The 11421-nt window shown below is 66.3% G+C and carries 7 protein-coding genes; 5 read left to right on the top strand and 2 right to left on the bottom strand.

What is annotated here, in order from left to right; genetic code table 11:
* Positions 1-5: 5 nt before the first annotated feature.
* The 5 genes from K2W81_RS09360 (at position 6) to K2W81_RS09340 (ending at position 8935) form a co-directional block, all read left to right on the top strand.
* Positions 6-938 (top strand): acetyl-CoA carboxylase carboxyltransferase subunit alpha, encoded by a 933-nt coding sequence (locus K2W81_RS09360; protein ID WP_294103635.1) that lies wholly within the window; start codon positions 6-8, stop codon positions 936-938.
* 156 nt (positions 939-1094) lie between these two features.
* On the top strand, positions 1095-2297 hold the full coding sequence (locus K2W81_RS09355) for an efflux RND transporter periplasmic adaptor subunit (protein ID WP_294103633.1): 1203 nt from the start codon (positions 1095-1097) through the stop codon (positions 2295-2297).
* Position 2298: 1 nt separating this feature from the next.
* Positions 2299-5493, top strand: a complete 3195-nt coding sequence (locus K2W81_RS09350) for an efflux RND transporter permease subunit (protein ID WP_294103631.1) — start codon at positions 2299-2301, stop codon at positions 5491-5493.
* A complete protein-coding gene (locus K2W81_RS09345) occupies positions 5490-6956 on the top strand; it encodes an efflux transporter outer membrane subunit (RefSeq protein ID WP_294103629.1) in 1467 nt (488 codons plus the stop codon). Before K2W81_RS09350 ends, K2W81_RS09345 begins: the two co-directional genes overlap by 4 nt.
* A gap of 8 nt (positions 6957-6964) precedes the next feature.
* On the top strand, positions 6965-8935 hold the full coding sequence (locus K2W81_RS09340; RefSeq protein WP_294103627.1) for a ferritin-like domain-containing protein: 1971 nt from the start codon (positions 6965-6967) through the stop codon (positions 8933-8935).
* A gap of 144 nt (positions 8936-9079) precedes the next feature.
* Here the strand turns inward: K2W81_RS09340 and K2W81_RS09335 are convergent, their stop codons facing one another.
* Both K2W81_RS09335 and K2W81_RS09330 read right to left on the bottom strand, forming a co-directional pair.
* Positions 9080-10612 (bottom strand): ABC transporter permease/substrate-binding protein, encoded by a 1533-nt coding sequence (locus K2W81_RS09335; protein ID WP_294103625.1) that lies wholly within the window; start codon positions 10610-10612, stop codon positions 9080-9082.
* Positions 10609-11391, bottom strand: a complete 783-nt coding sequence (locus K2W81_RS09330; RefSeq protein WP_294103623.1) for an ABC transporter ATP-binding protein — start codon at positions 11389-11391, stop codon at positions 10609-10611. The genes K2W81_RS09335 and K2W81_RS09330 overlap by 4 nt, the downstream gene beginning before the upstream one ends.
* Between the last annotated feature and the right edge of the window lie 30 nt (positions 11392-11421).

Here is an 11421-nt window from a genome sequence, read left to right as displayed (position 1 = left end):
CGCGCATGCACTATCTGCCCTTCGAAAAAGCGATCGAGCTGCTCGACAAGAACGCCGTCCAACTGCGGCGCGACGGCGCGCATGAGAATGAAGCGCGGCAGATGGAGGAACGCGCGCAGCGCCAGCTCGCGCACCTCTATAGCCAGTTGACCCCGTGGCAGCGCGCGCAAGTCGCGCGCCACCCGGCGCGCCCGCATTTCAGCCATTTCGTGGGCGGGCTGTTCACCGACTTCATGCCGCTCGCCGGTGACCGTGCCTTTGCCGATGATCAGGCGCTGATCGGTGGCCTCGCCAAGTTTCAGGGCCGGTCGGTGCTGGTGATCGGCCATGCCAAGGGCGAGGACACCACCAGCCGCCTCAAGCATAACTTCGGGATGGCGCGGCCCGAGGGATACCGCAAGGCGATCCGGCTGATGGATTTGGCCGACCGCTTCGGGCTGCCCGTGATCACCTTAGTCGACACCCCCGGTGCTTTCCCCGGGCTCGATGCCGAAGAGCGCGGTCAGGCCGAGGCCATCGCGCGCTCGACCGAGCGGTGCCTGTCGCTTGGCGTGCCGATGATTGCGATTATCACCGGCGAAGGCGGATCGGGCGGCGCGGTGGCGATCTCCTCCGCCGACCGTGTGCTGATGTTCGAACATTCGGTCTATTCGGTGATTTCGCCCGAAGGCTGTGCGTCGATCCTGTGGCGCAGTGCCGATCATGCGGGGGAGGCCGCCGAAGCGATGCGGATCACCGCCGCCGACTTGCTGCGGCTCGGCGTGATCGACCGGATCATCTATGAACCCGCCGGCGGCGCGCACCGCGACCACGCGCTCACGATGCGCCGCACCGCCACGGCAATCGCCGAAGAACTCGCCCCACTGGTGCTGCGATCACGCGACGCCTTGGTTGCGGGGCGACGCGAGAAGTTCCTGCGGCTCGGTCGCGCGCTCTGACCGTCAGTCGAAATATTTGTGTAACTGAATGTTTTCATTGCGACCCTTGCAAATCGAGAGACGAAACCGCACCTTTTAACCAACGTGAGCATGTGCAGCATCTCTGCGACGCGTTCACGGGCCGGGGCACGGCCCAATGCGACAGGGGATCAGGCAATGCGCACTCGGATGATTCGCGGTGGTATCGTGGCGGCCATGATGGGCAGCGCGCTGGCGTCCTGCTCGAACGGCACGCCCCCGCCGCCGCCGCCACCGACGCAGGTCACCGTCGCCACGCCACTGAAGCGCGAAATCGTCGATTGGGACGAGTATATCGGTCGCTTCGAAGCGATTCAGGATGTCGAGCTGCGCCCGCGCGTGTCGGGTGCGATCGACCGTGTGCTGTTCACCGATGGGCAGCTCGTGCGCCAGGGCCAGCCGCTGTTCGTGATCGATCCGCGCCCTTATCGCGCGGTGCTTGCCCAAGCGCGCGCCCAGACCGAAAAGGCGCGTGCGACGCTCGCCAATGCCCAGACCGAACTCGCGCGCGCCAAGACATTGCTCGACGCGCAGGCGATTTCCAAAGAGGAATATGAGCAGAAACTGGCGGTGGTGCGCACTGCCAGCGCCGATGTCGCCGCCGGACAAGCGCAGGCGTCGACCGCCGCGCTCAATCTGGGCTTCACCACGGTGCATTCGCCAATCACCGGGCGGATTTCGGACCGCAAGGTCAGCCGCGGCAATCTCGTCGCCGAGGGGACGACGGTGCTGACGCGCGTCGTGTCGACCGATCCGATCTGGTTCTCGTTCGAGGGCGCCGAGAGTTTTTATCTGAAATATCTGCGCCAGGATAAGGATGGCTCGCGCGGATCGTCGCGCAACACGCCCAATCCGATCGAAATCCAGCTCGCCGACGAAAGCGGCTATCGCTGGCATGGGCGGATGCAGTTCGTCGACAATGCGATCGACGCCAATTCGGGCACGATCCGCGCGCATGCCGTCGTCGCCAATCCCGATGGCTTTCTGACGCCGGGGCTGTTCGGTCGCGCGCGGCTCCTCGGCTCGGGCACCTATCGCGCACTGCTTGTCCCGGATGAAGCGATCATCACCGATCAGACCCGCAAGCTCGTCTATGTCGTTGGCAAGGACGGGAAGGCCAGCCCCCGCCCCGTCGTCACTGGCCCCCCGGTCGAGGGTCTGCGCGTCGTCAAGGAAGGGATTGCCCCGACCGACCATGTCGTCATCAATGGCCTGACACGACTCCAGCCGGGTATGCCGGTGAAGGCGACGATGACGGTGCTCAAGCCCCGCGCCGCCAATACCGCGCCCGTCTCGGCGCCCCTTTCGACACCGCCCGCCGCCGAAGCGCAAGCCAAGTAGGATGCGCTTTCCGCATTTCTTCATCGACCGGCCGATCTTCGCGGCTGTGTTGTCGATCCTGATCGTGGTGTTCGGGCTGGTCGCCTATCCCGGCCTGCCCGTTGCGCAATATCCCGAAATCGCGCCGCCGACCGTGGTGGTGAGCGCCAGTTATCCGGGTGCCACCGCCGAAACGCTCGCCGAAACGGTCGCCGCCCCGCTCGAGGAATCGATCAACGGCGTCGAACACATGATCTATATGTCGTCGTCATCAACCGGCGACGGCGCGATCGCGATTACGGTGACCTTCAAGCAAGGCACCAATGTCGATCAGGCGCAGGTGCTGGTGCAGAACCGCGTGTCCTCCGCCGAACCGCGCCTGCCGGAGGAAGTACGCCAGATCGGCGTTACAGTACGCAAGAATTCACCCGACATTCTGATGTGCGCGACGCTGTTCTCGCCCGACAAGTCGCTTAGCCGGCAATATATTTCCAACTACGCCACAACCCAGATCATCGACCGGCTCACCCGCATCCAGGGCGTCGGCGGGGCGCGCATTTTCGGCGCGCGCGATTACAACATGCGCGTCTGGATCGATCCCGATCTGGCGGCCGCGCGCAACCTGACGGTCGATGAAATCACGGGCGCCGTTCGCAACCAGAATGCGCAAGTCGCCGTCGGATCGATCGGCGCGCCGCCGTTCAATCGCGGCGGCACCGCATTCCAGCTTGGCATCCAGACCGAAGGGCGCCTCACCAGCCCCGAACAATTCGGCGAGATCATCATCAAGCGCGATGATCAAGGGCGGCTGACGCGCCTGCGCGATGTCGCGCGGATCGAACTGGGCGCGCAGGATTACGGGATTAATCCCTTTTTCTCGAACCAGCCGACGACGACGGTCTGCATTACCCAGCTGCCCGGATCGAACGCGCTGACCACCGCCAAATCGGTGCGCGACGAGATTGCGAGTTCGGCCAAGAGCTTCCCGCCGGGGATGACCTATGCCATCCCCTATAACCCGACCGAATATATCTCGGCGTCGATCGAGGAAGTGCAGCGCACATTGTTCGAAGCGCTGATTCTGGTCGCGCTGGTCGTGCTGCTGTTCCTGCAAAGCTGGCGCGCGGCGCTGATCCCGATCATCGCCATTCCGGTGTCGCTCATCGGTTCGTTCGCGGTGCTCGCGGCGTTTGGCTTTTCGATCAACAATCTGTCGCTGTTCGGCATGGTGCTGGCGATCGGCATCGTCGTCGATGACGCGATCGTCGTCGTCGAAAATATCGAACGGCTGATGGCCGAAAAGGGCCTGACGCCGCTCGCCGCTGCGCATGAGACGATGGACGAAGTGTCGGGCGCGCTGATCGCGATTGCGCTGGTGCTGTGCGGGGTGTTCATCCCGACGAGCTTCATTCCGGGCATTTCGGGGCAGTTCTACCGCCAGTTCGCGCTGACGATCGTGTCGGCGACCGCGATTTCGGCCTTTGTGTCGCTCACCCTGTCGCCCGCACTCGCCGCGCTGGTGCTCAAACCCAAGCCGCACGGCGACGCCGCCCCGCCGCCCGCACCCGGCGTTCGCGGCTGGGGCACGCGGTTTGCGCGCGGCTTCAACCGCGCGTTCGATGCACTAGCCGATCGCTATGGCAAGTTCACCGCGCGCGCGATCCGGGCGCTTGGCCTGATCGTCATCGTCTATGCCGTGCTGATCGGGCTGACCGGCTGGCGCTTCACCGCGACACCGACGGGCTTCATCCCGGCGCAGGATCAGGGCTATCTGATCGTCGCGGCGCAGTTGCCGCCGGGATCGTCGCTCCAGCGCACCACCGATGTGCTCCAGCGTGCGCAGGCGATCGCGCTCAAGAACCCCGCAGCAATCGGCACGGTTGCCTTTGCCGGGCTCGACGGCGCGACCTTCTCCAACGCGCCCAATGCCGCCGCGATGTTCATCCCGCTCAAGCCGCATGATCAGCGCAAAGGTGCTGATGCCGTCGCGAACGAACTGCGGCAGGCGATGGGGTCGATCACCGATGGCGTGCTGCTCGTGATCCCGCCACCGCCGGTGCGCGGCATCGGCACGGGGGGCGGATGGAAAATGCTGATCGAGGATCGGCAGAATCAGGGCTATGCCGCGCTCGAGGGTGCTGCCTTTGCGATGATGATGAAGGCCAACCAGACCCCCGGCATCGCCAGCACTTTCACCACTTTCAACGTGCGCACGCCGCGGCTCTATGCCGATATCGACCGGCCGCGCGCCGAACAGTTAGGCGTGCCGGTGCAGAATATCTTCCGCACGCTCGGCACCTATCTCGGTTCGAGCTATATCAACGACTTCAATTTCCTCGGCCGTACCTACCGCGTGACGGCGCAGGCCGATGCGCCCTACCGCGACGACATCGCCGATATCGGCAAATTGAAGACGCGGTCGGCATCGGGCGCGATGGTGCCGCTCGACGCGGTGCTGACGCTCAAGAACGACAGCGGGCCGTACCGCGTCGTGCGCTACAACCTCTATCCGTCGGCCGAGCTGCAGGGCGATACCGCGCCCGGCTTCTCGTCGGGGCAATCGCTCAAAACGATGGCGAAGCTGGCCGACGAAACGCTGCCGGCGGGCATGAAGTTCGAATGGACCGAACTCGCGTTCGAACAGCAGCAGGCGGGCAATACCGGCGCGCTGGTGTTTGGCCTCGCTGTGCTGTTCGTGTTCCTGTTGCTGGCGGCCAATTACGAAAGTCTCGTGCTGCCGTTCGCGGTGATCCTGATCGTGCCGATGTGCCTGCTGGCAGCGATTGTCGGCGTCAATCTGATGGGGATGGACAATAACATTCTGACACAGATCGGGTTGGTGGTGCTGATTGGCCTGGCAGCCAAGAACGCCATCCTCATCGTCGAATTTGCGAAAGCGAATGAGGACGCCGGGATGGAGCTGCGCGAAGCCGCCCGCCATGCCGCCGCGCAGCGCCTGCGCCCGATCATCATGACCTCGATCGCGTTCATCCTCGGCACCTTGCCGCTCGTGATCGGCACGGGGCCGGGCGCGGAGATGCGCCGCGCGCTGGGGGTCGCGGTGTTCTTCGGGATGATTGGGGTGACGACCTTCGGGCTGCTGTTCACGCCGAGCTTTTATGTGATCAGCCGCAAGCTGGGCGACCACGCGAGCCGCTATCTGCGCCGCAAGCCCGCCACACCCCCCGCCGATCCCGCCCCGGAGGCATTGCCATGAAGCGATCGATGACCGTCGCCATTGCGGCGCTGCTGTCGGGCTGCGCGGTCGGCCCGAATTACGAGCGGCCCGGCACCGCGCCGCGCGCAAGCGGGACGCTTGCCGAAGGGGTGCAGACGCCCGCTGCCGTGTCAGCGCAACCGCTGCCCGATCATTGGTGGCAGTTGTACGAAGATCCGGCACTCGACCGGCTGGTGACCGAAGCGCTGGCGCACAACGCCAGCATCCGCGAAGCCGCCGCCAATCTGCAGCGTGCCCGCGCCGTCCTGTCCGAGCAGCGCGGCGCGCGGCTGCCGTCGACCGATCTCAGCGCGCAATATTCGCGCCAGCAAGGCAATAGCGCCGCCGCCGCCGCTTTTGGCGGCACGGGCGCCGGCGTGCGCACCTTCCAGTTCGATCTGTTCCAGTCGGGCTTCGACGTCAGCTACGAACTCGACCTGTTCGGCGGCGTGACCCGCGCGATCGAGGCCGGACGCGGCGATGTTGCGGCATCCGCCGCGCAGCTCGATGCGGCGCGCGTCTCGATCGCGGCGGAAACCGCGCGTGCTTATGTCGCCGTCTGCACCAATGCCGCGCAGCTCGCGGTCGCGCACGAGACGGTCGAGTTGCAGGAGCAGACGCTCAAGCTGACGACGACGCTATTCGATGCCGGGCGCGGGACACGGCGCGACGTCGAGCGCGCCGATGTCCTGCTCGCGCAAACACAGGCGCAGCTTCCCGGCTTCGATGCCGAGCGGCGTGCCGCGCTCTATGCGCTGGCGACGTTGACCGGCAGACCGGCTGCGGAAATAGACGCCGACGCGGCGAACTGCACGGCGCCCCCGACGATCAAGTCGGTGATTCCCGCAGGCGACGGCGCCGCGCTGCTTGCCCGCCGTCCCGACATCCGGGCCGCCGAGCGCAGCCTCGCCGCGGATACCGCGCGCATCGGCGTGGCGATTGCTGATCTCTATCCCCGGATCCAGCTGCTCGGCAGCATCGGCCAGAATGCGACGCGCGGCAGCCAGTTCTTTCAGCCGACCGCCGTCCGCTATTCGTTCGGCCCGCTGATCAGCTGGAATTTCCCCAACCAGACGATCGCGCGCGCGCGCATCCGGCAAGCGCGCGCATCCGCCGATGCCAGCCTCGCGCGGTTCGACGGCGCAGTGCTGACCGCGCTTAACGAAACCGAACAGGCGCTGGCGCGCTACGCCGGGGCACTCGATCGCAATGCCGCGCTTGTGCGCGCCGAAAAGTCGAGCGGCGAAGCAGCGCGGCTGTCGCGGCTGCGCTTTGATGCGGGCGCCGACAATTTCCTCCAGCTGATCCAGGCCGAGAGCGACCGCGCCAGCGCGCGGGCCGCGCGCGCGCAATCCGACGCAGCGGTCGCCGATGCACAGGTCAGCCTGTTCAAGGCGCTCGGCGGCGGCTGGCAGGACGCGCCTGCCCCCATCCGCCGCGACACCCCCGCCGCCGCCCAATAGGAGCCGATATGACCGAACAGCGCCCCGTCCCTGCCTCCCGCGAGCAATTGTGGGCGATCCTGTTTGAGGCGGCCGAGATCGAGCATAATCTGATGTGCTGCTATCTCTATGCGATGTTCAGCCTGAAGAGCGCGGTTGACGAGGGCGTGTCTGACGAAGAGCTGGTCGCGATCCGGCGTTGGCGCGGCGAAATCCTTGATGTGGCCATCGAGGAAATGGCGCATCTGGCGATCGTGTCGAACATATTGTCGGCGGTCGGCGCCCCGGCGCATTTCTGGCGCCAAAATTTCCCGGTGGCGCCCGGCTATCACCCGGCCGGTGTCGTCGTGAAGCTCGCGCCGTTCAATGCCGAAACGCTCGACCATTTCATCTTCCTCGAACGCCCCGAAAGCATCGAGATGCCCGATGGCGCGGGCTTCGCACCCGACCACGTCTATAGCCGCACGCTCGCCGCCGACCGGCTGATGTCGGGGACGTTCGATTATGCGACCGTCGGCCAGCTCTATGCGTCAATCGAGGAAGGCATTCAGCGGCTCGCGCAGGAACTGGGTGAGGATGCGCTGTTCGTCGGCGATCCTTGCCATCAGATCAGCCCCGAAGTGGTGTCGCTGCCTAATCTGGCCGTGGTCCGCTGCGTGAAGAGCGCGATTGCGGCGATCGACGCGATTGTCCGCCAGGGCGAGGGATCGGACCCCGATGAGGAAGGGTCGCACTATCGCCGCTTCCTGAAGATTCGCGACGAGTATCAGGCACTGTTGGGCAGCCGCGCCGATTTCGCGCCGGGCCGCGCCGCCGCGCACAACCCGGTGATGCGGCGCCCGCCGAAGCCCGAGGGCAAGCTGTGGATCGGTGCCGAGCCGGCCGCGAGCCTGCTCGATCTGGGGAATGCGATCTACAATCACAGCCTGCGCTGCCTCGCGCTCGGCTATGCCGGGGTCGACCGGCAGGCGCAGCGCGGCCTCGTCGACGCCGCAATCGAGCTGATGCGGATTTTGACGCCGGTCGCCGAGCGGCTGACGGCGCTGCCCGCAAACGACGAAGCGCCCGGCTGCACCGCGGGCTTGAGCTTCGCGACCCTGCGGTCGGCGTCGGCGCTGCCACCCGAGCCGGGGGCGATTCCGGTGCTGGTCGAGCGGCTGCGCGATATTGCCGCCCGAGCGACCTCGATTGGCGCGGGGGACGCGAGCGTGGCCGAACTGACCGAGCTCACGGCCTCTGCGCTTGAAACGCTCGCGACGAAACTCGGCCGGACGCAGATTGCCGATCGTGCCGATGCCGGGCAAGCGGCGCCGGTGACTGACACTCCCCCTGCCGCGGACGGCCCGCCTGCCCCGATTGCCGAGGGCGATGGCGTCGAGCGCATCCCCGGCGAGGACGTCGATCTGATTTTCAACATGCCGCGCTGCATCCACGCGCGCCACTGCGTGCTCAGCCAGCCCGGCGTGTTCAAGGCCAATGTCGTCGGCCCGTGGATCGACCCTGACGCCACCACCACCGAAGGGCTGGTGACGGTTGCGCACATGTGCCCCTCGGGCGCGATCCAGTATCAGCGCCATGACGGTGGGCCGGAAGAAGAAGCGCCGCCGGTCAATCTCGTCCAATTGCGCGAAAATGGCCCGATCGGCGTGCGCGCCGATATGGTGCTGGATGGCGAGCGCGTCGGCTATAGAGCGACTTTGTGTCGCTGTGGTGCCTCAAAGAACAAGCCGTTCTGCGACGGCAGCCATAGCGCGATCCCCTTCGAAGCGACCGGCGAACCCGCGACGCGTGAGTCGCAACCCCTGGCCGCGCGCGGCGGGACGCTCGCGATCGACCCCGAGCGCAACGGGCCATTGGTGGTGACGGGCAATCTCGAGCTTTGTTCGGGAACGGGGCGCACCTTTGACCGGGTAACCTCGGCGCGGCTGTGCCGCTGCGGCGGATCGGCAACCAAGCCCTATTGCGACGGGACGCATCGGCGGATCGGGTTCGTGAGTTGACCGATTTCGGACAGAGCTAACCCACTCCCCGGTTCGCCCTGAGCTTTTCGAAGGGCTGTCCTTCTTCCGCCGCCGGCTCGCGATAGAAGAACGGTGCTTCGACAAGCTCAGCACGAACGGTTGGGGGTTTGCGCACCCAACCAACTAACGCCGCAACTTCCCCTCCAGCCACCTTGCCGCCTGCTCGGGGCTGACCTTGTCCTTGTCGCGGTCGACCATGTAATTGGCCTCGCGCATCAGATCGACCGGGATCGCGCCGACCAGCGGCTGGATCGCGCCGATGAAATCGGCGTCGTCGGCGTGCCCCCGCGTCACCATCAGGATCGCGTCATAGCCGGGAATCGCGCCCTTGGGGTCGCTCAGCACCGTCAGCTTCTGCGCGGCGATCCGCCCGTCGGAGGAGAAGGCCGAGATCACATCGGCCTGCCCGCTCTCAATAGCGCGGTACATGAAGGTGGGATTATAGGCCTGCGCCGCCTTGAACTTTAGCGGATAGGACCGTTTCACGGCGGCCCATTCGGGGCGTTCGAGAAACTCCAAATCCGAGCCGAGTTTGAGCGCGGGCGCTTGGGCCACCAGATCGTCGAGCGACTTGATCCCGCGCTTGGTCGCCTCGCTCTCCCGCATCGCAAAGGCATAGGCATTTTCGAACCCGAGCGGGCCGAGCAGCTTGATCCCGTGCGTCTTCGCGGCCCAGGCACCGATCCCGCGCACGATGTCGGGGCGCGGCGGCACGTCCTGCCGCTTCATTTCGTTGGTCCAGATCGTGCCCGAATAATCGACATAGACATCGATATCGCCCCCCACGAGCGCGCCGAACACGACCGCCGACCCCAGCCCCTCGCGGTACTGCACGCGGTAGCCTGCGCGTTCGAGCCGGTGGCCGATCAGCCGCGCGAGGATATATTGCTCGCCGAAGCCCTTGGCGCCGACGGTGACGGTTTTCTGGCCCGTCGGCATTGCCGGGGCGAGCGCCGCGAGCACCCCGATCGCGAGCACGACCAGCGCGACGATGACGCGGCCACGCTTGCGCTCGGCAATGCCATGCTCGACGACGCCGAGCAGCGCATCGACGCTGAGCGCGAGCAGCGCGGCGCTCAGGCAACCGGCGAGCACCAGCGCCCAATTCTGGGTCTGGAGCCCCGCAAAGATCATGTCGCCAAGGCTGGGCTGGCCGACCGTGGTGGAAAGAGTGGCGGCCCCGATCGTCCACACGGCCGCCGTGCGGATGCCCGCCATCAGTACCGGCGAGACCAGCGGCGCTTCGACCATGATCAGCTTCTGCCAACCGGTCATGCCGACGCCATCCGCCGCTTCGATCACCGCCGGGTCGAGATTGGCGAGGCCCGTCACCCCGTTGCGCAGGATCGGCAGGATTGCGTAGAGCGTCAGCGCCAGCACCGACGGCAGGAAGCCGAGCGCGGGAATCCCGCCGCCGACCAACGCCGAGAGCGACAACAGCAGCGGGTAGAAGAGTGCGAGCAAGGCAAGGCTCGGGATCGTCTGGACGAGGCTCGCAAAACCGAGCGCGGCGCGCGCCACCAGCGGCCGCCGCGCCGACCAGATCGCCAGCGGCAGGCTGATCACCAGGCCGAGCACCAACGCCGACGCCGCCAAGAGCAGATGCGCCGCCAGCAGATCGGGCACGCGCTGCATCGCTTCGAGGAAGGGACTCATGCGCGCTCCTCCAGCGCGCGCAGCCGTCGCGCCTGCTCGCGCGGCACGGCGACGAGCGCGGCGGCTTCGGGGCCGCCTTCGCCCGCAATCAATTGCGCCGGGGTGCAATCGGCGACGATCCGCCCGGCGTCCATCACCAGCACGCGGTCGGCGAGCAGCAGGGCCTCGGCCATGTCGTGCGTGACCATGATCGTGGTGAGCCCCAGACGGTCGTGCAGGCCGCGAATCGCTTCGCCAAGCTGGTCGCGCGTCACCGGATCGAGCGCACCGAACGGCTCGTCCATGATCAGCAGCCCCGGTTCGGTCGCGAGCGCGCGTGCGACGCCGACGCGCTGGCGCTGCCCGCCCGAAAGTTCATCGGGAAAGCGGCTGGCAAAATCGCGGGGTAGATCGACCAGATCGAGCAGTTCATCGATCCGGGCAGCATTATGCTTGGTGCCGGTCAACCGCAGCCCGATGGCGATGTTTTCGCCCACCGTGAAGTGGGGAAACAGCCCGATGTTCTGGAAGATATAGCCGATCCGGCGGCGCAGGGCGTGCGGCTCCTCATCGCCGACGGGCGCACCACCCACCAGCACGCGACCGTCGCTCGGCTCGACCAAGCGGTTGATGGTCTTGAGCAAAGTCGACTTGCCCGACCCTGAGGACCCGACCAAGGCCACAAAGCTCCCGGCCGCGATCGTCAGCGACACATCGGCGACGGCATCGGCGGTGCCAGCATAGCGTTTCGACACGCGCTCGAAAGCGACCGAGGGTCCGCGGGTCGATTCCTGTGGCATCGGTCGCGGTGATGCGGGATGAGAGCGGCA

The sequence above is a fragment of the Sphingomonas sp. genome (genome assembly GCF_019749955.1).
Classification (GTDB): domain Bacteria; phylum Pseudomonadota; class Alphaproteobacteria; order Sphingomonadales; family Sphingomonadaceae; genus Sphingomonas.
Note: the sequence above shows the minus strand (reverse complement) of the source record. Positions and strands in the feature narration are given on the sequence as shown.

What these genes read in the sequence shown, in the direction of transcription:
- K2W81_RS09350 (WP_294103631.1), top strand. Translation starts at nt 2,299, where the DNA reads ATGCGCTTTCCGCATTTCTTCATCGACCGGCCGATCTTCGCGGCTGTG.
- K2W81_RS09360 (WP_294103635.1), top strand. Translation starts at nt 6, where the DNA reads ATGCACTATCTGCCCTTCGAAAAAGCGATCGAGCTGCTCGACAAGAAC.
- K2W81_RS09345 (WP_294103629.1), top strand. Translation starts at nt 5,490, where the DNA reads ATGAAGCGATCGATGACCGTCGCCATTGCGGCGCTGCTGTCGGGCTGC.
- K2W81_RS09335 (WP_294103625.1), bottom strand. Translation starts at nt 10,612, where the DNA reads ATGAGTCCCTTCCTCGAAGCGATGCAGCGCGTGCCCGATCTGCTGGCG.
- K2W81_RS09340 (WP_294103627.1), top strand. Translation starts at nt 6,965, where the DNA reads ATGACCGAACAGCGCCCCGTCCCTGCCTCCCGCGAGCAATTGTGGGCG.
- K2W81_RS09330 (WP_294103623.1), bottom strand. Translation starts at nt 11,391, where the DNA reads ATGCCACAGGAATCGACCCGCGGACCCTCGGTCGCTTTCGAGCGCGTG.
- K2W81_RS09355 (WP_294103633.1), top strand. Translation starts at nt 1,095, where the DNA reads ATGCGCACTCGGATGATTCGCGGTGGTATCGTGGCGGCCATGATGGGC.